Source organism: Ensifer sp. SSB1, assembly GCF_016652895.1.
Lineage (GTDB): Bacteria > Pseudomonadota > Alphaproteobacteria > Rhizobiales > Rhizobiaceae > Ensifer.
On record NZ_JAEPRP010000052.1, the window covers coordinates 1 to 19,142 of the forward strand.

At 62.5% G+C, this 19,142-nt stretch carries 19 protein-coding genes; 9 read left to right on the forward strand and 10 right to left on the reverse strand.

The window, feature by feature from the left end; all coding sequences use genetic code 11:
* Positions 1 to 60: 60 nt before the first annotated feature.
* Genes I8N66_RS14940 through I8N66_RS14950 form a run of 3 tightly spaced genes read left to right on the forward strand, consistent with a single transcriptional unit; the run spans position 61 to position 3,487 of the window.
* Positions 61 to 1,338, forward strand: a complete 1,278-nt coding sequence (locus I8N66_RS14940) for an AMP-binding protein (protein ID WP_291154801.1) — start codon at positions 61 to 63, stop codon at positions 1,336 to 1,338.
* Entirely contained in the window at positions 1,338 to 2,645 is a 1,308-nt protein-coding gene (locus I8N66_RS14945; RefSeq protein WP_291154802.1) for a DUF6005 family protein, read from the forward strand. The genes I8N66_RS14940 and I8N66_RS14945 overlap by 1 nt, the downstream gene beginning before the upstream one ends.
* Entirely contained in the window at positions 2,642 to 3,487 is an 846-nt protein-coding gene (locus I8N66_RS14950) for a sugar phosphate isomerase/epimerase (RefSeq protein WP_291154803.1), read from the forward strand. The genes I8N66_RS14945 and I8N66_RS14950 overlap by 4 nt, the downstream gene beginning before the upstream one ends.
* Before the next feature lie 134 nt (positions 3,488 to 3,621).
* On the opposite strand, the gene I8N66_RS14955 is transcribed toward I8N66_RS14950, so the two are convergent.
* Positions 3,622 to 4,641 (reverse strand): 1-aminocyclopropane-1-carboxylate deaminase, encoded by a 1,020-nt coding sequence (locus tag I8N66_RS14955; RefSeq protein ID WP_291154804.1) that lies wholly within the window; start codon positions 4,639 to 4,641, stop codon positions 3,622 to 3,624.
* 143 nt (positions 4,642 to 4,784) lie between these two features.
* Between I8N66_RS14955 and I8N66_RS14960 the strand changes: the two genes are divergently transcribed.
* The 3 genes from I8N66_RS14960 to I8N66_RS14970 all read left to right on the forward strand — a co-directional run bounded on the left by I8N66_RS14960 (position 4,785) and on the right by I8N66_RS14970 (position 6,378).
* Complete coding sequence (locus I8N66_RS14960; RefSeq protein WP_291154805.1) at positions 4,785 to 5,261, forward strand: Lrp/AsnC ligand binding domain-containing protein; 477 nt, start codon at positions 4,785 to 4,787, stop codon at positions 5,259 to 5,261.
* Positions 5,262 to 5,357: 96 nt separating this feature from the next.
* On the forward strand, positions 5,358 to 5,816 hold the full coding sequence (locus I8N66_RS14965) for a hypothetical protein (protein ID WP_291154806.1): 459 nt from the start codon (positions 5,358 to 5,360) through the stop codon (positions 5,814 to 5,816).
* Positions 5,817 to 5,829: 13 nt separating this feature from the next.
* Positions 5,830 to 6,378 (forward strand): MarR family transcriptional regulator, encoded by a 549-nt coding sequence (locus I8N66_RS14970; protein ID WP_291154808.1) that lies wholly within the window; start codon positions 5,830 to 5,832, stop codon positions 6,376 to 6,378.
* A 102-nt stretch (positions 6,379 to 6,480) separates the two neighbouring features.
* Here I8N66_RS14970 and I8N66_RS14975 read toward each other — a convergent pair whose 3' ends face one another.
* Both I8N66_RS14975 and I8N66_RS14980 read right to left on the reverse strand, forming a co-directional pair.
* Positions 6,481 to 8,316, reverse strand: a complete 1,836-nt coding sequence (locus tag I8N66_RS14975) for an ABC transporter ATP-binding protein (RefSeq protein ID WP_291154809.1) — start codon at positions 8,314 to 8,316, stop codon at positions 6,481 to 6,483.
* 45 nt (positions 8,317 to 8,361) lie between these two features.
* A complete protein-coding gene (locus I8N66_RS14980) occupies positions 8,362 to 9,561 on the reverse strand; it encodes an aminotransferase class V-fold PLP-dependent enzyme (RefSeq protein WP_291154810.1) in 1,200 nt (399 codons plus the stop codon).
* 217 nt (positions 9,562 to 9,778) lie between these two features.
* Here I8N66_RS14980 and I8N66_RS14985 point away from each other — a divergent pair, with 217 nt between their 5' ends.
* Positions 9,779 to 10,585, forward strand: coding sequence for an IclR family transcriptional regulator (locus tag I8N66_RS14985; protein WP_113539157.1), 807 nt, complete (start codon positions 9,779 to 9,781; stop codon positions 10,583 to 10,585).
* Between the two features lie 15 nt (positions 10,586 to 10,600).
* On the opposite strand, the gene I8N66_RS14990 is transcribed toward I8N66_RS14985, so the two are convergent.
* The 5 genes from I8N66_RS14990 to I8N66_RS15010 all read right to left on the reverse strand — a co-directional run bounded on the left by I8N66_RS14990 (position 10,601) and on the right by I8N66_RS15010 (position 15,816).
* On the reverse strand, positions 10,601 to 11,116 hold the full coding sequence (locus tag I8N66_RS14990) for a RidA family protein (protein WP_291154811.1): 516 nt from the start codon (positions 11,114 to 11,116) through the stop codon (positions 10,601 to 10,603).
* A 22-nt stretch (positions 11,117 to 11,138) separates the two neighbouring features.
* Complete coding sequence (locus tag I8N66_RS14995) at positions 11,139 to 12,350, reverse strand: amidohydrolase/deacetylase family metallohydrolase (protein ID WP_291154812.1); 1,212 nt, start codon at positions 12,348 to 12,350, stop codon at positions 11,139 to 11,141.
* A gap of 3 nt (positions 12,351 to 12,353) precedes the next feature.
* Complete coding sequence (locus I8N66_RS15000; protein ID WP_291154813.1) at positions 12,354 to 13,223, reverse strand: ABC transporter permease; 870 nt, start codon at positions 13,221 to 13,223, stop codon at positions 12,354 to 12,356.
* Positions 13,223 to 14,164, reverse strand: coding sequence for an ABC transporter permease (locus I8N66_RS15005; protein ID WP_291154815.1), 942 nt, complete (start codon positions 14,162 to 14,164; stop codon positions 13,223 to 13,225). Before I8N66_RS15005 ends, I8N66_RS15000 begins: the two co-directional genes overlap by 1 nt.
* Before the next feature lie 122 nt (positions 14,165 to 14,286).
* Complete coding sequence (locus I8N66_RS15010) at positions 14,287 to 15,816, reverse strand: ABC transporter substrate-binding protein (RefSeq protein WP_291154816.1); 1,530 nt, start codon at positions 15,814 to 15,816, stop codon at positions 14,287 to 14,289.
* A gap of 272 nt (positions 15,817 to 16,088) precedes the next feature.
* On the opposite strand from I8N66_RS15010, the gene I8N66_RS15015 reads away from it, so the two are divergent.
* The gene (locus tag I8N66_RS15015) at positions 16,089 to 16,787 is read left to right on the forward strand and encodes an aspartate/glutamate racemase family protein (protein ID WP_291154817.1); all 699 of its coding nucleotides are present in this window, start codon (positions 16,089 to 16,091) and stop codon (positions 16,785 to 16,787) included.
* A gap of 108 nt (positions 16,788 to 16,895) precedes the next feature.
* Here the strand turns inward: I8N66_RS15015 and I8N66_RS15020 are convergent, their stop codons facing one another.
* Positions 16,896 to 17,189: a hypothetical protein gene (locus tag I8N66_RS15020; RefSeq protein ID WP_113539100.1), complete on the reverse strand. Its 294-nt coding sequence runs from the start codon at positions 17,187 to 17,189 to the stop codon at positions 16,896 to 16,898.
* A gap of 213 nt (positions 17,190 to 17,402) precedes the next feature.
* Positions 17,403 to 18,350, reverse strand: a complete 948-nt coding sequence (locus I8N66_RS15025; protein ID WP_291154818.1) for a LysR substrate-binding domain-containing protein — start codon at positions 18,348 to 18,350, stop codon at positions 17,403 to 17,405.
* 144 nt (positions 18,351 to 18,494) lie between these two features.
* Here I8N66_RS15025 and ycaC point away from each other — a divergent pair, with 144 nt between their 5' ends.
* Positions 18,495 to 19,121: an isochorismate family cysteine hydrolase YcaC gene (ycaC, locus tag I8N66_RS15030; protein ID WP_113539098.1), complete on the forward strand. Its 627-nt coding sequence runs from the start codon at positions 18,495 to 18,497 to the stop codon at positions 19,119 to 19,121.
* The last annotated feature ends 21 nt before the right edge of the window (positions 19,122 to 19,142 follow it).

Here is a 19,142-nt window from a genome sequence, read left to right on the forward strand (position 1 = left end):
CAAGGAAAAGCCGCCAGTTCAAGGCGTTTTGCCCCTTGCATTCTTTCATTGGAGAAAGTCATGATCCGCATCGATGACAGGCTCTACGACGAGCGCCATTTCAGCGAAACATCGGCACGGCTGGCCACGGAGACGGGCCTTACGCAACGAGACACCGGCCGCTACGCCGTCTGCTTCCAGGAAACAGCCGATTGGCTGTCGCTGTTTTTCGCGATCCGCAAGGCGGGCGCGAGCGTTTTGCCGATTCATCCGGGCACGCCCTATCCGGCTGCCCGCAAGCTGGCGGTCGGTGCCGGCTGTGATCGGTTGTTCTACAACAGCGTGACCGCCGAGGTTCTCGATGTGCCCGCCGTGGAGCCGACGCCGGGTACGCTGCTGCAGATGAGTTCGGGGACAACCGGTGCGCCGAAATGCATCGCGCGCAGCTGGGCGGAGATCGATGCCGAAATCGAAAGCTACGTCCGCACCTTCCGCGAACCGGAGGACATGACGCCCGTCATCGCCTGCCCGACCACGCATTCCTATGGCCTGATCTGCGGCATTCTGGTGGCGCTGAAGCGCGGCCAGACGCCGGTCATCGTCGACACCGCGAACCCGAAGTATCTCTTGAAGGTGCTGCGCGAAACCGAGCGGCCGCTGCTCTATTCATCGCCGGCGATCCTGCACACGCTGGCGCGGCTGCTGCCCGCGGGCGAGCGCATCTATGCGACGATGACCTCGGGCACGTTGCTTCCCGATCCATGGTTTGCCGATATCCGCGCAAAAAGCCGGTTCATGTTCCAGCAATATGGCTGCTCGGAATCCGGCTGCATTGCCATCAATCCGGATGTCGCCGCCGCGGGCGACATGGGTTTCGTTCTGCCGCACCATTCCGTCGAAACCGGCAACAGCGCAGAGAGTGCCGCCGAGATCATCATCCGGAACGGCGACGGCATCGCAATTCATACCCGAGACCTCGGTTACCGCCGCACCGACGGCATGCTGGTCTTTGTTTCGCGCATGGACGACATGATCAACGTCTCCGGCCTCAACGTCTATCCGAAGGATGTGGAGGACGCCGTCATGGCGATGCCTGCGATCACCGATGCCGTTGCCTTCCGCAAGAGCGACCGCTTCGCCGGTGAGCGCGTCGCACTGCTCTTCAGTGCCAACCAAGCCATCACGCCGCAGGCGGTGCGCGAATGGTGCAGCCGCTATCTCGCCGGCCACCAGTTGCCAATGGAGATCCTGCAGGTCGATGCCGTTCCGCGTCAGGCGAACGGCAAGATCAGCCGCCGCGATGTTGCGGCGCGTCACATGGCCGGTGAATTCAACAAGCCGAAGGCTGGAGCCGCATGATGACCGAGACCGAAATCCTGGCAGCGATCGAGACTGTTCTCATCGAAAAGATGGCGCATGGGCATATGGATGGCTTCGGCCCGGTTGCCCGGCTCAACGAGGACCTCTATCTGGATTCCGTTTTGATCCTGGAGATCTTCCTCAATCTCGAGCTCGAGTATGGGCTTTCCGTACAGGAGGAGGCGATCGCGAAGCAGGAAATCGAGACGGTTGCCGATCTGGTCGCCCTCTATCTGCCGAAGTTCACGGTTGTCGTTCCGAACTTTCCGCTCACCGGTGGCACGAGCGACGAGGGCGTGCACGGCGACGCCTACTACGATATCAAGGTCCACTGCTTCGTCAGCTGCGTCTCGGATGGCTTGAAGCGAAACGGGCTGGACCAGCGGCCGTTCTATTTCGGCGTATGGGATGCGAAGTTCGCGGTCAGCGACCGCTTTGAACTTCTCTACCATGCGCCTGACATCACCCAGGAGTTTTTCCGCGGCTGGTTCGAGCGGCTCTACGGGGTCTCCGTCGTCGAATGGTACGACCCCGATCGCACCAAGCTCGACAATCTCGCGGTGCTGCTCGGCCTTTTGAAGCAGCGCAGCGACACCGGCTCGGTCATGGTCATGCTCGATATGTTCCACCTGCCGGAGCGTGAGAACAAGTTCAACCAGAACCCGTTTCCGCATTATCTCATGCTGCAGGAGACCGCCGATCCCGAGACCTGGTTCGTGCACGATCCCGACTACCGCTGGGAAGGTGACATCGCCAGGGAAAAGGTGATCCACGCGATCATGCAGCCGACCGTCGGCGGCGGCTACGTCTTCGACAATGCCGAGGCGCGTGCGCCACATGCCGAAGATCTGAAGGCCTATTTCGAAGCGTGCTTCGTTCGTGGCCGAAACCCCCTGGTCAATGCCATCAGGGCGATCGTCACCGCACATATTGAAGAGCGGGATGGGCTTACGCTCTCGACGCTGAGCGCAGCGGTGCGTGAGCTGCCGGTGATCACCATCCGGAAATACGCCTATGAGCACGGCTTCGCCTTCTATTGGCGGGCACTGAAGCTGCCGGCAGCAGAATTCGAAGGGTGGTGCGAGGAAATCGAGGCGCTGGTCCAGTCGTTGAAGACGCTGCACTACAGCTGCATGAAGCTTGCCCAGACCGGCGATCGCGCCTTGGCGACAGACGTCTTCGAACGCCTCGACGAAGCGGACCGGCAGGAGATGAAGCTCAAAACCAAGCTCGCTGAGATTTTCGATCTCTGGTGCGATCTCGTCCTTCCCGCAGAAGTTCCCCCATTGAAGAGAGTTGCACGATGAGAGTTTCGCTCTGCACCATCACCTTCCGGCACCATCTTATATCGCTCGACGAGATCGCCGCCTGGGCCGAGGCCAATGATTTCCAGGGGATCGAGCTCTGGGGGGCGCATGCCCGCAACCTGGCGCCACGGGCGGACCGGAACGCCGAATGGCTCGACGGCTATGGCCTCTCCGTGCCGATGATCAGCGACTACCTGCCGCTCGATGGCGATACCGAAGCGTTGCGGCACAAGACGGTAGAGCTTTGCCGGCTTGCCCGCCGTTGGCGCACCCGCAAGATCCGCACCTTTGCCGGAAGCCGCGGCAGTCAGGCCGTTGGGGCGGACGAGCGGCGGCAGGTCGTCGCCCGGCTGAAGGAGATCAGCGACATCACCGCGAGCTACGGCATTTACCTGCTTGCCGAGACGCACCCGAAGACACTGGCCGATACGGCGGCATCGACCCTGCAACTGATCGAGGAGGTCGCTCACTCCCATTTCGCGATCAACTTCGACACGCTGCATGTCTGGGAGGGCGGGGACGATCCGGTCACGGTGCACCGGGCCATGAAGCCACATATCCGCCACTACCATCTGAAGAACATCGTCGACCGTGCAGATTTGTCGGTCTTCGAACCGGCCAATGTCTATGCGGCTGCCGGCAACCGGCGGGGCATGACGCCCTTGTTCGAAGGGACCGTCGACTACACGCGGTTCCTTGAGGAGATAGCCGACGATCCGCAGGCCGATGCATCGCTGGAGTGGTTCGGCAATGACTGCATGGACACGCTGAGACGCGACCGTCGGCAGATGCGCCAAGCGATCGAAGGCGGCGAGCGCCCGCTTAGGACAGCAAACATCTAGAGCAAGATTGGAAGAATTGGCCTCCGCTGTGGATCCTGGCGATCCACTGCGGAGGCGAGGGCCGACATGTTCTGCTCCTGTCGACCTCAGGCCGGAGGTGGTCGGCGTGGTGGATCAACCGGTGAGAGCGGGGCTCAGCCGTCCTTGTAGTAGTAGCTGTAGCCGTTCAGCGCCGGCGCCCCGCCGAGATGGGCGTAGAGCACGCGGGACCCCTCCGGGAAGAAGCCCTTGCGGGCGAGGTCTATCATCCCCTGCATCGATTTGCCCTCGTAAACCGGGTCGGTAATCATGGCCTCGGTGCGAGCCGCTAGCCGGATCGCCGCGTTGGTTTCTTCCGATGGTACGCCATAGGCGGGGTAGGCATAATCGGGATTGATGACGATTTCGTCCTCGCGGATGCCCCGGCCGAGGCGCACCAGTTCGGCGGTGGAATCGACGATCTTCCGGACCTGGGCACGCGTCTGCTCGAGCGTTCCGGACGCATCGATGCCGATCACGCGGTCGGCGCGGTCCTGGGCGGCGAAACCCACGATCATGCCGCCCTGGGTCGAGCCGGTAACGACGCAGACGATGATGTAGTCGAAGGCGAAGCCGAGTTCCCTCTCCTGCGCTGCCACCTCCTCGGCGAAGCCGACATAGCCGAGCGCGCCGTATTTGTGCACGGACGCGCCGGCCGGGATCGGGTAGGGCTTGCCGCCGGCATCCTTTACCGACTGGATCGCCTCCTCCCAGCTCTTGCGGATGCCGATATCGAAGCCGTCGTCGACCAGGCGGCTGTCCGCCCCCATCAGCCGCGTCATCAGGATGTTGCCGACGCGGTCGTAGACGGCATCGTAGTGCGGCACCCACTTTTCCTGGATGACAACGCATTTCATGCCGATCTTCGCGGCGGTGGCGGCGACCATGCGCGTGTGGTTCGACTGCACGCCGCCGATCGAGACGAGCGTATCGGCGCCGGACGCGATCGCGTCGGGTACGATGTATTCGAGCTTCCGGAGCTTGTTGCCGCCCATCGCGAGACCGGAATTGCAGTCGTCGCGCTTGGCATAAATCTCCACCTTTCCGCCGAGCGCTGCCGTGAGCCGGGGCAGGGGCTCAATCGGGGTTGGGCCGAAGGTGAGCGGGTAACGTTCGAACTTCTCAAGCAGTGACATTGATCATCGCCTCAGTGCTGGATTGACAGGAGAACGATAGGAGAATGTTCGCGAAAGGTGCTCTCTATTATCTGGTTAGAATTTCCTGGATTTCGAAGTTCGATCGACAGAGAATCAAATTTCTTCGAATGGGAGACGTATAAATGAAAGATTCTTCCAGTGACGATTTCGACAGGATCGATCTCAAGATCTTGCGAGCCCTGCAATCCGAGGGCCGGCTGTCGAATGCGGACCTCGCCGAGCGCGTGAATGTGAGCGCTGCCACCTGCCATCGGCGCACGCAGAGGCTGTTCGACGAGGGCTACATCACCGGTGTCCGGGCGGAAATCGCGCCCAGTGCCGTCGGTCTCGGGGCGCTGGTGATGGTCGGCGTGGTGCTCGACCGCTCGACACCGGAAAGCTTCGCCGCCTTCGAGGGCGCAGTGATGGAGATGAAGGAGGTGCTCGACTGCAACCTTGTCGCCGGCGATTTCGATTATCTCCTGAAGATCCGCGTGCGTGACATGGCGGACTTCAACAAGCTGCACGGCGTGAAGTTGATCGCGCTACCGGGCGTGCGACAGACGCGGACCTTCTTCGTGATGAAGGAAGTCAAGGAGAACGCGCGGCTGCCGTTCTGATCGTGAGACGTCTCGACCTTCGCTTGGATATATCTTGATGGTAAAGATACTTATCTATAAAAATAAATTCATCTGATTGGGACGGGAGAGCTCTCAATGGTTTCGCTGTCGGTTGCTTTGGTCGGTCTTGCCGGTTCGCTGGCGCTCATCGGCGTCGGTGGTGGGCTCTACGAGTTTTCCGTCGTGGACGCCGCCTGGCCGCGGCGTCCGGATCTCATTCAGCCCGTGCGCGGGGGCATTTCCCGGCGTCGCTTCTGGATACCGGCGCATGTCGCCTTCGAGTTGGCGCTGGTGGCGGCGTTGATCATCACCTGGTATCAGCCCGACATTCGCTTCTGGCTGCTCGTTGCCGTCGCCAGCCATGCTGTCATGCGTCTCTGGTCGGCATTCGACTTCATCCCGAAGGCGCTGGCCTTCGAGCGTGCCGATCCCGCGGAGTTCGATGCGGCCGCCGCCCGGCGGTGGAGCAACCGAAGCCTGTTGCGCCTGCCGCTCGATCTTCTGACAGCCACCGCGATGTTGGCTGCCTTTGCGACTGCTGTTGCGATCGCTTGAGCCGGAGCTACCAATGACCGACGAAGGCAACAATCGAAGCGCGGCAGACAAGCAGGAACTTGTCGCCCAGGTCGGGCGCAATATCCGCCAGATGGGTGCGCAAAGCGTGATGACCAGCCAGGCCGTCGCGGGACGCTTCGGCCTGCATACGACGGACCTTGAATGCCTCGATCTGATCTATCTGCGCGGGCAGGCCTCGGCAGGCGAACTGGCCGAAGCTGCCGGGCTCACTTCGGGCGCCACGACCGCGCTGATCGACCGGCTGGAGCGCGCCGGCTATGTTGAGCGCGTTGCCGATCCGCGGGATCGGCGCCGCGTGTATGTCCGTGTCCGGCCGCACGCCATTGAGCCGATCAAGGCCGTCTATGACCCGATGCAACAGCGGATGTTCGAGCTGTGGTCGCGCTATGATTGCGATGAGTTGGCACTGATCGCCGACTTCCTGTCGCGCAGCACGGAACTGGCGAAGGCATGTGCGGAAGATATTCGGCGCGACACCTCGCCATCACCGCCGACACGCCGCGCACCGCAGAGCGGTGGGCGGGGGGACGAAAAGGGCTGACGGCAACTCGGGAGGTGCCACCGGCATATCTTCGAGGCGTGTTTCGTCGGGGTTTGACCGCAGTCGGCAGCGTTCAGGGAGCCGAGCGGGTCAGTTCCCCAGCTAGACCTGGACGAAATGATCTTCGGCAATCTGCTGATAGCGCCGCGCTTCCGGAACGTAGTCGGGCGCGCGCAAGGGGCTCTTCAGCTCGTCACTCGCAACATTGCGACGCGCATGGCGTCGGGTCGGGTCGGCAATCGGCACGGCGGCCATCAGCTTCTTCGTATAGGGATGCTGCGGGTTTTCGAAGACCTGCGCGCGTGAGCCGATCTCGACGATCTCGCCGAGATGCATGACGGCGACGCGGTGGCTGACGCGCTCGACGACGGCCATGTCGTGCGAGATGAACAGATAGGCAAGGCCGAGGCTCGCCTGCAGGTCGAGCAAGAGGTTGATGACCTGCGCCTTGATCGAGACGTCGAGTGCCGAGACCGATTCATCGGCGACGATCACCTTCGGGTCGAGCGCAAGCGCTCGGGCGATGCAGACGCGCTGGCGCTGGCCGCCGGAGAATTCGTGCGGGTAGCGCGCAGCCATGTCGGCCTGCAATCCGACGCGTTCCAGGAGGTCGGCGACCTTTTCGCGGGCCTGTCGCGTGGTGCCGAGCTTGTGTTCGAGATAGGGTTCGGCGATCGCAGCGCCAACCGTCATGCGCGGATTGAGGCTGGCGAAGGGATCTTGAAAGATCATCTGCATGGTGCGGCGCATTTCGCGCAGCTGCCTGCGGTCCATTTTGAGGACGTCCTGGCCATCGAGCGTCACGGAGCCGCTTTCCGGTTCGATCAGCCGCATTATGGCCCGGCCGGTCGTGGACTTTCCGCAGCCGGATTCGCCGACGAGCGACAGCGTCTCGCCCGGCTGCAGGCTGAATGATACGTCCTCGATCGCATGTACCCGGCCTTTCAGCTTGCCGAGCATGCCCGCATGGATGTCGAACCGCTTGACGAGGTTCTTGACCTCGAGGATCGGCTTGCGACCGGATTGAACAGTGTCGGTTGCCTCAGCCACGGCGTTTGGCAGCCCGGTCGAAGCGTCGATGATGGGAAAGCGCATCGGCTGGCTTTCGCCCTTCATCGAGCCGAGCATTGGCACGGCCGAAAGCAGCGCTCGCGTATAGGGGTGTTTCGCCCGCAGGAAGATGTCCTCGGTGTTGCCGGTCTCGACCGCGTCGCCGCGGAACATCACGACCGTGCGGTCGGCGATTTCGGCGACCACGCCCATGTCGTGGGTGATGAAGAGCACCGAGGTGCCTTCTTCCTCCTGCAGCACCTTGATCAGGTCGAGGATCTGGCCCTGGATCGTCACGTCGAGCGCCGTTGTCGGCTCATCGGCGATCAGGAGCTTTGGGCGGCTCGCCAGCGCCATGGCGATCATCACGCGCTGCCGCATGCCGCCGGAAAACCGATGCGGATATTCGTCGAAGCGAGAGGCGGCCGAGGGAATGCGAACCTTCTCGAGCAGCCGGATGGTTTCTGCTCGCGCTTCGGCCTTCGACATCGGGCTGTGGCAGAGCAAGGCTTCGGAGATCTGGTCGCCGATCGTGAACAGCGGATTGAGGCTGGTCATCGGCTCCTGGAAGATCATCGCGACGTCATTGCCGCGCACGTTGCGCATCTCGCTTTCGGGCAGATCGAGGATATTGCGCCCTCCCATCATCACCCGGCCCTCGATCCGGCTCGTCTCCTTCTGCAGGAGGCGCATGATCGAAAGCGACGTGACGCTCTTGCCCGATCCGGATTCGCCGACGATCGCGACGGTTTCGCCCGGTGCGACGGAAAACGAGATATCCCGGACGACAGGCCTCCACGCGCCATCGACCAGGAACGAGGTCGTCAGGTTCTCGACGGAGAGAACGGGCGCCGTCGAACGGTCCTGCGGGGCTTTGGTCTCGGTCATCTCGTTTGCTCCGTCACATGCTGCGTGCTTGATCGTCGTTGCGGGTCAGTCAGGCCAGCGCAGCAGGCCCGCAAAACGGCGGGCGTTGCGTTCGCTGAGGGACGTGGCGATGATCTCGTTCGAGGCTCTTGCCTTGTCGAGCTCTTCGCCGAGGCGGCTGGCCACGACCGTCTCCTGTCCGGGATGCAGATTGCAGGGGTCCAGATAGAAGTAATTGTGCTCGGCTTCGTGGTCGCGCACGATGATCGGTGGCGTACCGCGGGCCAGCGCATCGGCGAGATCCCATGCGGTGATGTGGGCCTGCTGCGGGTCGATGTTGACGCGCAGCCGGTCGAGCGGGTTGTTGGTCGGATCCGCCTCGATCACCGGCTTGATGCCGGGGCGGCCGTCGAGCGTTTCATGCCAAAGGTTCAGATAGCCGGTTTCCCGCTCGCGAATGCCGGCGTGGTCTCGCGTCTCCCACGCTTGAAGTGCGGCCATCACGCCGAGCATGCTTTCCTTGCCGACCTTCATGCCGCGGCCGATGCCGAGGTTTTGCAGGAAAGTGTTGCGCACCAGCTCTTTTCTTCCGGCGACGATGCCCGAAGTCGGGCCGCCCAGGAACTTGTGGCCGGAATAAAGCACGATGTCGGCGCCCTGCTCGAGGAAGATGCGCAGATCATATTCGGACGCGGCATCGACGATGACCGGCACACCCTTGGAATGGCAGACCTCGGCAAACTCCTTGAGACCGACGAGGCCATATTGCACGACATGATGCGAGACAACGTAGACGGCGCAGGCGGTGCGCTCGTTGATTGCGCCTTCGATGTGATAGCGATAGGCCGATGTCGCCTGGCCGACGATCACCGGCTTGGCGCCGGCAAGGCGGATCGCCTGGTCGACGGGCGCGCCGTAGCTCACCACATGGCCCATCTGGAGAATGACTTCATTCTTGAGGCCAGTCGTGTCCGGCAGGCGCTCGATGGCGGCCAGGTCGCTGCCGGTCATGGTGCCGGCGACGGCGAGACTGATGCCGGCGGAACAGGACGCGGTCACAAAGCCCGCCTCGGCGCCCGTCAGCCGCGCAATCACCGGGCTCACCTTGCGCTGCAGGTCGTTGATCTCGACGAATTGCGGCAGTATGCCTGTCATGGCCGCGATCGCTTCCGGGACCACGATCGATGCGCCGAGGCCCGTCATCGTGCCGGAGACGTTGATAACGGGACGAAGTCCGAGAGCTTCGCGAATGTCACGGTCAGGCATAGTGGTCTCCATGTAATTTTCTGGCAGGCGATTTTCTGGCGGTCGAAGCGGATAGACTATTCCGTCTTCGCGGAATATCTACCATAGTAATGAAGTACGGGTGAGGCCTTTCGTCGTTGAATGCAGCCGCTGGCAGCGGCGCAGATGCGACAAGGCCGGACATTTTCCTGATGATGCGCATTCCAGGCTGCGCAGGAGTGGAACAGTGGACAAGACGATGACCGACGCCGCGCCGAACGACGACACCGAAACGACCGGCAAGCCGCGCCGCTCGCGCGTAAGTGGCATGGACCGTGCTTTGCAAGTGCTCGATTTCCTCTATGAAACCGGTGCGCCGAGCGGCGTCTACGCGATTGCCAAGGCGGTTGGCGCACCGCTGTCCACGGCCTATGTCATCGTCGACGACATGGTCGAAAAGAACCTGCTCAGCCGCGATGCCGACGGTTTCGTCTGGCTCGGCGACCGGCTCTACCACTACGGCCTTGCCTATGCTCGCTCGCTCGATTTCCTGGGGGTTGCCACCCGCGAGATGCACGACCTTGGTCGACAAGTGTCCGAGACGATCCAGCTCTGCGGTCGCGACGGTGACTACATGCAGGTGCTCGCCATGGCCGACGGCCCCGGCCATTTCCAGGTGACCTCGCGCGTTGGTACCCGCGTTCCGCTCAACTGGACGGCGTCGGGACGCTTGCTCGTCGGCCATCTGCCCGCCGACGAAAGGCTCGAGCTGTTCCGCCGTTGCGCCCGCACGTCGCCGACCGGCCGCGCCGATATCGATCCCGCTGCCCTTTCCGCGCAAGCTGAGAGCGCGCTCACGGCGCGACTGTCGATCCAGGCTGGCGAATCCGATTATGCCGTTGCCTGCGTCGCGGCTCCCATCCTTGACGACAAGGGCAATTGCGCCGCCACGATCTCGATCGTGCTGCCCGAGCAGAAAATCCTCGACGACCGGGCGTTCTACGCCGATCACGTCAGGGTTTCCGCCGAGCGGATCGAGAAGATGATGGGCTGGCGCAGCCATTGATCCGACCTCCCGTCGTCACTCGTGAAGAGCGACGATCGCCTCGATTTCGACGGTGATGTTTCCGGGCAGCGACCCGAATCCCACCGCCGAGCGCGCATGGCTGCCGGCCGCTCCGAAGACGTCCATCATCAGGTCGGAGCAGCCGTTGATGACCCGCGGATGCTCGGCGAAATCCGGCACGGCATTGACCATGCCGAGGATCTTGACGATGCGCTTGACCCGTCCGAGATCCCCCAGCGCATCGTGCATCACGGCCAGCAGGTTGATGCCGGTCAGTCGCGCGTGATCATAGGCGCTGTCGATGTCGACATCGGCCCCGACCTTGCCGGCATAAAGATGCCCATCGGGCTCGCGCGGGCCCTGGCCCGAGAGGTAGAGCATGTTGCCTTCGCGCACATGCGTCACGAAATTGGCAATCGGCGGCGGCGCCGGCGGCAGGTCGATGCCGAGGGCCTGAAGCCGTTGATAGGGTGAGGCAGCTACGTGGCTGCCTTTCTTCTGATCCAGACTGTTCACGCGATGTCCTGTCATTTCTGTATTCTGTCGCCCTGGCTTAGCGGTAGCTGAAGCCGTGGCTGTGGTCCGGGCATTCGACATGCTGCGGCTGATAGCGGTTGGCCGCGACCACGTCGGTACCCATGACCGCGTAGCGCGGTTCGAAGAGGCGGTTGAGATGAGCTTCGGTACCAAGGGAATCGAAGACTCGAAGCTCGCTATCGATGAGGTCGAAGAGGGTGAACTCGGCGCGGGCGCCGACGGTTAGCAGATTGTCCATCGGCAGGCGGATCACCGAAGCGGGCGCCTGGGTCACGGCCTCGACAACCTTTTCGAAGGGCATTCCGACGCTCAAGAGTTTCGACATGGTGGTGCCGAGGTCCCAGACGGACTGGTTCATGCTGCGCAGATGCACGTCGGTGGAGATCGAGAAGGGCAGGAGCCCACGGGCGATCGCCACTTCGGCGACGCGGAAGGAGAACGAGGCGCCGCCATGGCCGATGTCGAGGCGGATGCCTTCGCCGGCGCAGCGTTCGGCAAGCTCGAACAGGTCCTCATCCTCGATGATGCTGGAGCCCGCCTTGCCGTTGAAGCAATGGGTGACGATGTCGCCGGGGCCGAGGATTTCGAGCACCTCGTCGTAGAGCGCCGGCGGTTCGCCGACATGCACCATCATCGGGATCTTCAGGATCTTGGCGATCTTCTTGCCGAGCTTCACCGGCGTGACGCCCCAGGAGCCGGTGATCACGTGGCTGGCGCGGACTTTGAGGCCGACGATGTGCTCGCGGTTCTCCTGGTAGCAGGCGATGATGCGGTCGATGTCGATCGAGCGGATGTCGGAGAGCTCGCTGACGCGGTTGCAGGCAACGAGGCCGATCGAGCCGAGATTGAGGAACGCCTTGATGCGTTCGCGCGACGGCTCGATGATGTATTCGCGGAAGCCGTGGAAGTTGGCTTCGCCGGCCGAACCGGCGTCGACAATGGTGGTGACGCCACGCTCCATGCCGCAAAGCTGCGGACGTACGGAAATGTCGGTGCCGCCGTGCCAGACATGGGCATGCAGGTCGATCCAGCCGGGCGAGATCCAGGCGCCCTTGCCTTCGACGCGACGCACGTCGCCCGATGCCTCGAGGTCCTGACCGAGTGCCGCAATGCGACCTTCGCCGTCGACGAGAATATCGATGGTCTCTGCCGGTGCGGCCATGCCGAAGGCGACAGGCTTCACCTGGCGGATCAGCACGGGTCCAGTGCTGCTGTTTGGGTTAGCCATGACTTACAGGTCCTTTCTGAGGCGGGGGTCGAGCATGTCGCGCAGGCCGTCCCCGACCATCTGTAGCGACAGCACCGAAAGCACGATGGCGATGCCGGGGAAGAGCGTCACCCAGTCGGCCTGGCCGATATATTGGCGACCGGAGGCGATCATCGTGCCCCAGGTGGGGATTTCCGGGCTGACGCCGACGCCGAGGAAAGAGAGGCCGGCCTCGGCAAGCATCGCATGGGCAAAGAGGAAGGTGCCCTGCACCAGAACGGGCGAGAGAAGGTTGCGCAACACGTGGCGCGTCATGATGTGCGGCGTCGAGATGCCGAGCGCGCGGGCCGCCTCGACATAAGGAAGCTCGCGGATCACCAGCGTGGAAGCGCGTACCACGCGGGCAAGCCGCGGTGCATAGACGATGCTGAGCGCGATGATGACTGTTGTCAGCGACGGACCGAGTGCTGCGACCAGTGCAATCGCGAGCAGGATGTCCGGAAAGGCCATCATCGCGTCGATGATGCGGGCGATCGGCGTGTCGAGCTTCGGGAAGAAGCCGGCAAGCAGGCCGAGCACGACGCCGATCACGGTCGCGAGCGTAACGACGGCGGCACCAACGAGCAGCGACAATCGGCCGGCATAGATGGTGCGGGAAAAGACGTCACGGCCGAACTCGTCGGTGCCGAAGAACCATTGCAGGCTCGGCGGCTGCAGGCGGTTGACGATCGACAGCTTGCCGGGCGCGTAAGGCGCGATCAGCGGCGCGAAGACAGCGAGCAGGACGAAAACGGTGAGTACGATCAGGCCGAAGGCGACTGTCTTGCGCTTCAGCAGCCGGCGGATGAATTTGCGGCCCTCGCTCTCGGAGGGGGCGGATACGGTGATAGCCATCAGTAGCGCACCCTTGGATCAACGAGGAGATAGAGCATGTCGATCGCGAAATTGATCAGCACGTAGAGCGCGGCGATGACGAGCAGAGCACCCTGGATCACTGGATAGTCGCGACGAAGCACGGCGGAGACGACGAGATTGCCGACACCCGGAAGACCGAAGACCGTTTCGGTGACGACAGCGCCGGAGATCAGCACGGCGGCCGTCAGGCCGATGATCGTCAGGATCGGGATCAGCGCGTTCTTCAACGCGTGTTTCATCACCACCTTGCGCTCGCCGAGGCCCTTGGCGCGGGCCGTACGGATGAAATCGTCGCCAAGCACGTCGAGCATCGAGGCGCGGGTGAACCTGAGGATCAATGCGGAGGAGACGACGCCGAGTGCGATTGCCGGCAAGGTCAGATGGTACATGCGCTCAGTGAAGGAGGAGCCCGGGCCGCCATAGCCGGAGACCGGGAACCAGCCGAAGCGCACGGCGAACACCTGGATCAGGATGAGACCAAGCCAGAAACTTGGAATGCTGGCGGCGAGCATGGCCAGCGTTGTTGCCGCCTGGTCGACGAAGGAGCCGCGCCTGTAGGCGGCGTAGATGCCGATCGGTAGCGCGATCGCACAGGCGATCACGATCGAAAACAGCGTCAGGAAGAAGGTCGGTTCGGCGCGCTCTGCGAGCGCCGAGGTCACCGGCTGATTGAGGAAGATCGATTGGCCGAGGTCACCCTGCAGCAACTGTCCGATGTAATAGACATATTGCAGGCCGAGCGACTGGTCGAGACCGAGACGGGTGCGCAGTTCAGCGATGTCTTCCTGGGTCGCTTCCGGACCGAGCATGACGGCGGCCGGATCACCCGGCGTCACGCGGACGATGACGAAGACGATCGTGACGACGATCGCCATGACGACGATCATGCCCATCAACCGCTGGAGAATGTAGCGTAACATGGTGGCCTCGAACCTTTCCTGTGCGCCTCAACCGCGAAACGTGGATGAAGTGCGGCGCGCCCTTGCGGCAGGCGCCTGGCCAATGGCCGGGCGCCTGCCGAAGTCCCTGGGAGGGTGGGAGCTTACTTCTTGATCGAAGCGTTCCAGAAATACGGCCACGGGGCCGGCGAGACGCCGTCAAGCGTCTTGGCCTTTGCCAAGAGCGCGTTGAAGTCGCCGATCTTGATGAAGGGCACTTCCTCGAAGATCACCTTCTGCACGTCGGCCCAGAGTGCCACGCGCTTGGCCGGATCGGATTCGGCGTTGAAGGCATCGACCGCCTTGGCGCGCGCCGGCGTATCCCAATTGCCGGGCGCCTTGGTCGACATCATGCCGATGAGGGCCGGTTCCGGCAGGAAGGGGCTGTGGGTGATATAGATGTCCCAGAGCGTCGGGTCGGCGCGGCGCTGGGTCAGCGTCGCCCAGTCGACCACCTGCAGATCGACGGTGAACCCGGCGAGCTTCAGATATTCGGCCGCGACCTGCGCCATCTTGTAGTGGAACTCGTACTGCCGGCTCGTCAGGATGCGCAGCGGTTCGCCCTTGTAGCCGGCAGCCTTCAGCAGTTCGCCGGCCTTTTCCGGATCGGCGATGTTGTAGGCGCCTTCTGTACCGGCATCGGTACGCCAGGTGAACTGCGACGGATAGAGAGCGGCGTCGAGCGCATAGAAGTCGGTGGTGCCGAAAGCGGCCGCCATCATGTCTTCCATGCTGAGCGAAGCGCGGATCGCCTTGCGCAGATCGAGGTTCTTGGTCATGCCGTTGCCGGAGTTGAGCACGAAGACCGGCCAGCCGAAGGGCTGCAGCATGACGGGATCGGAAGCGCTCGAACCCTTCACGCGCTCGAAGGATTCGACCGGCAGACTATCGACATAGTCATATTGGCCGGAAACGGCGGCCTCGACGCGGGTGTTCGGATCCGGAACCGGCACGAAGCGGATTTCGTCGGCGTATTGGTGGCGGGCGCCGCCGTAGCCGTTGGCTTCGCCTTCCGGCGACTTGTAGGCGTCGTAGCGGGTCAGCTGGATGTACTGGTCCGCCTTGCGCTCCTTCAGCTGGTAGGGACCGGTGCCGACGAAATCGGTCATCGGTTCGGCCTGCTTTTCAGACGGCAGCACGATTGCTGCGGAGTTGTTGAAGGCGAGCAGCGATACGAGCGGCGCATAAGGCGTGCTGAGCGAGATCTTCACCGTCAGCGGATCGACCGCCTCGATGCCGGAAATCGTCGTGGCTGTCTGCTTGCCGCGCGAGGCGACCTTGGTCCAGCGCTCGAGCGAGGCGACGACGTCCTTGCTGTCGAGATCCGTGCCATCATGGAACTTGACGCCGGATCGCAGCTTGATCGTGTAGGTTTTGCCGTCGGCGCTGATCTCGGGCAGGGCGGCGGCCAGAAGCGGCGTCGGCTTCCAGTCCTTGTCGAAGGTGTAGAGCGTTTCAAAGATGTGCTGCGAAACGATGCCGACGAGGTCGGCGGTCGAGGCCATCGGGTCGAGTGTCGGTGGCTCCCCGACCGTCGCGACATTGATGACGCCACCCTTTTCCTGCGCGAAGGCGAATGATGCCGATACCGCGAGTGCCGTTCCGATAAGCAAGGCAAGTTTAGTCGATTTCATATTTGCTCCTCCTCATATTCCATAGTTATGCTATGTCGTTCTTTATTTTGGAATATAAAAGTCCACGAAACCGGAAATGTCAACCGGTTGTCGTCGTCGTGTCATGCAGCTTTGCCGAAAGGTCGGTTGTTGGGGGCAAGGAAGGCGGGTGAAAGAGACCGGCGTTGCGCCCCGCAATTGCCTTGTGTCCCAGGCGTAGACGGTCGCTGGAGCTATCGCGATGGCGCGCGATTTGTTAGCTCAGAGTCCGGTTCGAAAAGGGAGAGCATAGGGTGAAGGTCATCGGCCTGATTGGCGGCATGAGCTGGGAGAGCTCGGCACAATACTACCGCATCATCAACGAGACGGTTCGCGAGCGCCTGGGCGGCGTGCACTCGGCAAAGTCGCTGATGTGGTCGATGGATTTCGGCGAGATAGAGCGGCTGCAGCACCATGGCGATTGGCCGGCCCTGACCGAGGAGATGATTGCGGCGGCGCGTCGACTGGAAGCCGGCGGCGCCGATTTCGTGATGATCTGCACCAACACGATGCACAAGATGGCTGCCGATGTTTCAGCGGCAGTGTCGATCCCGCTGCTTCATATCGCCGACCCGACGGCCGAGAAGATCAAGGCGGCGGGGTTCAGAAAGGTCGGCCTCCTTGGAACCGCTTTCACCATGGAGCAGGATTTCTACAAGGGCCGTCTGAAGGACGCATTCGGTCTCGATGTGCTGGTGCCGGGGGCGGAAGACCGCGCCAAGGTGCACGAGATCATCTACCGCGAACTGGTTGCCGGCATCGTCAAGGACAATTCACGCGACGCCTATCGCGCTGTCATCGCACGGCTCGTCGATGCGGGCGCGGAAGCGATCATCATGGGGTGCACCGAGATCATGCTGCTGATTTCACAGGCCGATAGCCCGGTCCCGGTGTTCGATACGACCGAGATCCATGCGCTGGCTGCGGTCGACCTTGCGCTCGAAGGCGCGTGAGAAGCTTGATGGTCAGTGGCCGTCGCAAGGCCGCCAGGGCCGGTCGAGGACGTCCCCGACCGGAGAATGTGGTTACGGTCGGCGAGACGTCGGCCGTTTTTCCAAGCTTTAGTGCAGGGTGAACTCGCGGGGCTCGCCCTGAAACAGGCTGAGCAACGCGATGCCCTGCTGCAGCAGCAGTTCGGCTGCCGGCAGGTCGCCAACGACCAGGTCATCGGCACAGCTGGTGATGATATTGGCGAGGCTGATCGAGTTCTGCGCGAACCGGTCGTCGCCGATCTCATAGGCCTTCTCGGCCGTTGCCTCGAGTGCGTCCGCAACGAGCGCCATCATGTCCGAGCGCTCGTTGAGCGTCATCTTGTCCAGTGTCTTGGCATCGGGCGTCTTGGCAGAAGTCTGCATGATTACCTTCCCTATTGTTCAAGCCGGAATTGGCCGCGCCGGCGCAGGGCCGGGGGAAAAGTCTACGACTGTGATGGAGTGCTGAAGGGAGCCGGCGTCGAACGCGGCTTCTTCATTAATGTCGTGAATAGCGACGCGGGATGCAAGGAATGGCTACTATGCGCCCTGCGCATGGGTCGGCGGATCGAGGCGAAGAGGTGCCGTCGAAGCGCGTTAGGTCTCCATATGGGGGTTCTTCGCCGGCCATGCCAGGCTCTCATCGATCGTCAGGCGATCGGCAGCGCATTCCTGGGCGAGAAAGTCGATGAAGGTGCGAACCGACGGCAGAAGCCCGCGTTTCGAGGGGAAGACGGCATGCACGATACCGGATGCAGGCCGCCATTGCGGCAGCACCGGCACCAGCGTCCCTGCCACCAGGTCCTTCCAGATCATCATCGTCGGTAGCTGCACGATGCCGGCGCCGTCGAGCGCGGCTTCGCGCAGCGCCGCCATATCGTCGGTCAGGAAGCGTGGCTCGTGCCGAATGACCGCCTGCTCGCCGGCAGAACTCTCCAGCCACCATTCATAGCTATGTGTGGCCGAAGTCCAGGCAAGGCTGGCGAGCCCCGTCAGCTGCTCGGGCGTCTGGATCGGCTCCCTCAGGAATCCCGGTTTGGCGACGAGATATTGCGAGCTGTCATCGAGCTTGCGCATGACGAGCTCGCTTCTCTCCAGTGGCGGAAACCGGACCCGGATCGAGACGTCGAAGCCCTCGGCGATCACGTCCACGCGGCGGTTGGTGCTTTCGAGCTGCAGACTGATCTTTGGATGCGCGGTCATGAATCGGGCGAAAAGTCGGGCGAACTGGAAGGAGATCAGCGCCGTTGGGCAGCTCACCCGGATGGTCCCCTGCGGTTCCCCCTGGTGCTGCGCGATGAAGGCGTCGGCTGCTTCGGCCTCGATCAGCACTGCGACGCAGCGCTGGTAATATTCGCGGCCGACATCGGTGACGAAGAACCGGCGCGGCGAACGCTGGATCAGTCGGACGCTGATCCGATCCTCCAGCATTGCAATGCGTCGGCTGAGCCGGGATTTTTGCGTTCCGGTCGCCCGTGCTGCAGCCGCAAAGCCACCATGATCCACCACTTGCACGAAATAATAGAGGTCGTTCAGATCCTGCATCGTTCTATCAATAGGACGCTGCGTCGGAATTCACAATCTTTTTGCGTCAGCGGTCCTGCAGTAGCCTACTGTCAATCACAGCGGATCAGGCGGCAACGAACGCTGCCGGCGGTGATGGAAACCAACCGAAGGAAAGGACTTCCGATGACCAAGCCCTATGTACGTCTCAACAAGGATGATGTTGCCGTCCTGCTCGTCGACCATCAGACCGGTCTCCTGTCGTTGGTGCGCGACTTCGACCCGGACAAGTTCAAGAACAACGTTCTGGCACTTGGCGACCTCGCCAAGTACTTCAAGCTGCCGACGGTGCTGACGACCAGTTTCGAAGACGGTCCGAACGGCCCGCTGGTACCGGAACTGAAGGAACTGTTTCCCGACGCGCCCTTCATTCCCCGTCCGGGCCAGATCAACGCCTGGGACAACGAGGATTTCGTCAAGGCGGTGAAGGCGACGGGCAAGAAGCAGTTGCTGATCGCCGGCGTGGTGACCGAAGTCTGCGTTGCGTTTCCGGCGCTCTCGGCGATCGAGGAAGGTTTTGAGGTCTTCGTGGTGACGGACGCTTCCGGCACGTTCAACGAGGTGACCCGCGATTCCGCCTGGTCGCGCATGACCGCCGCCGGCGTTCAGCTGATGACCTGGTTCGGCGTCGCCTGCGAATTGCACCGCGACTGGCGCAACGACATCGAGGGGCTCGGTACGCTGTTCTCCAACCACATCCCCGACTATCGCAACCTCATCACCAGCTACACCACCATGGCAGCGCGCAAATAAGCCGCGCCTGCCGATGAACGA

Excerpts from the sequence above, each read along its gene's own strand:
- I8N66_RS14940 (WP_291154801.1), top strand. The coding sequence starts at position 61 with ATGATCCGCATCGATGACAGGCTCTACGACGAGCGCCATTTCAGCGAA.
- I8N66_RS14945 (WP_291154802.1), top strand. The coding sequence starts at position 1,338 with ATGACCGAGACCGAAATCCTGGCAGCGATCGAGACTGTTCTCATCGAA.
- I8N66_RS14950 (WP_291154803.1), top strand. The coding sequence starts at position 2,642 with ATGAGAGTTTCGCTCTGCACCATCACCTTCCGGCACCATCTTATATCG.
- I8N66_RS14955 (WP_291154804.1), bottom strand. The coding sequence starts at position 4,641 with ATGTCACTGCTTGAGAAGTTCGAACGTTACCCGCTCACCTTCGGCCCA.
- I8N66_RS14960 (WP_291154805.1), top strand. The coding sequence starts at position 4,785 with ATGAAAGATTCTTCCAGTGACGATTTCGACAGGATCGATCTCAAGATC.
- I8N66_RS14965 (WP_291154806.1), top strand. The coding sequence starts at position 5,358 with ATGGTTTCGCTGTCGGTTGCTTTGGTCGGTCTTGCCGGTTCGCTGGCG.
- I8N66_RS14970 (WP_291154808.1), top strand. The coding sequence starts at position 5,830 with ATGACCGACGAAGGCAACAATCGAAGCGCGGCAGACAAGCAGGAACTT.
- I8N66_RS14975 (WP_291154809.1), bottom strand. The coding sequence starts at position 8,316 with ATGACCGAGACCAAAGCCCCGCAGGACCGTTCGACGGCGCCCGTTCTC.
- I8N66_RS14980 (WP_291154810.1), bottom strand. The coding sequence starts at position 9,561 with ATGCCTGACCGTGACATTCGCGAAGCTCTCGGACTTCGTCCCGTTATC.
- I8N66_RS14985 (WP_113539157.1), top strand. The coding sequence starts at position 9,779 with ATGACCGACGCCGCGCCGAACGACGACACCGAAACGACCGGCAAGCCG.
- I8N66_RS14990 (WP_291154811.1), bottom strand. The coding sequence starts at position 11,116 with ATGACAGGACATCGCGTGAACAGTCTGGATCAGAAGAAAGGCAGCCAC.
- I8N66_RS14995 (WP_291154812.1), bottom strand. The coding sequence starts at position 12,350 with ATGGCTAACCCAAACAGCAGCACTGGACCCGTGCTGATCCGCCAGGTG.
- I8N66_RS15000 (WP_291154813.1), bottom strand. The coding sequence starts at position 13,223 with ATGGCTATCACCGTATCCGCCCCCTCCGAGAGCGAGGGCCGCAAATTC.
- I8N66_RS15005 (WP_291154815.1), bottom strand. The coding sequence starts at position 14,164 with ATGTTACGCTACATTCTCCAGCGGTTGATGGGCATGATCGTCGTCATG.
- I8N66_RS15010 (WP_291154816.1), bottom strand. The coding sequence starts at position 15,816 with ATGAAATCGACTAAACTTGCCTTGCTTATCGGAACGGCACTCGCGGTA.
- I8N66_RS15020 (WP_113539100.1), bottom strand. The coding sequence starts at position 17,189 with ATGCAGACTTCTGCCAAGACGCCCGATGCCAAGACACTGGACAAGATG.
- I8N66_RS15025 (WP_291154818.1), bottom strand. The coding sequence starts at position 18,350 with ATGCAGGATCTGAACGACCTCTATTATTTCGTGCAAGTGGTGGATCAT.
- ycaC (WP_113539098.1), top strand. The coding sequence starts at position 18,495 with ATGACCAAGCCCTATGTACGTCTCAACAAGGATGATGTTGCCGTCCTG.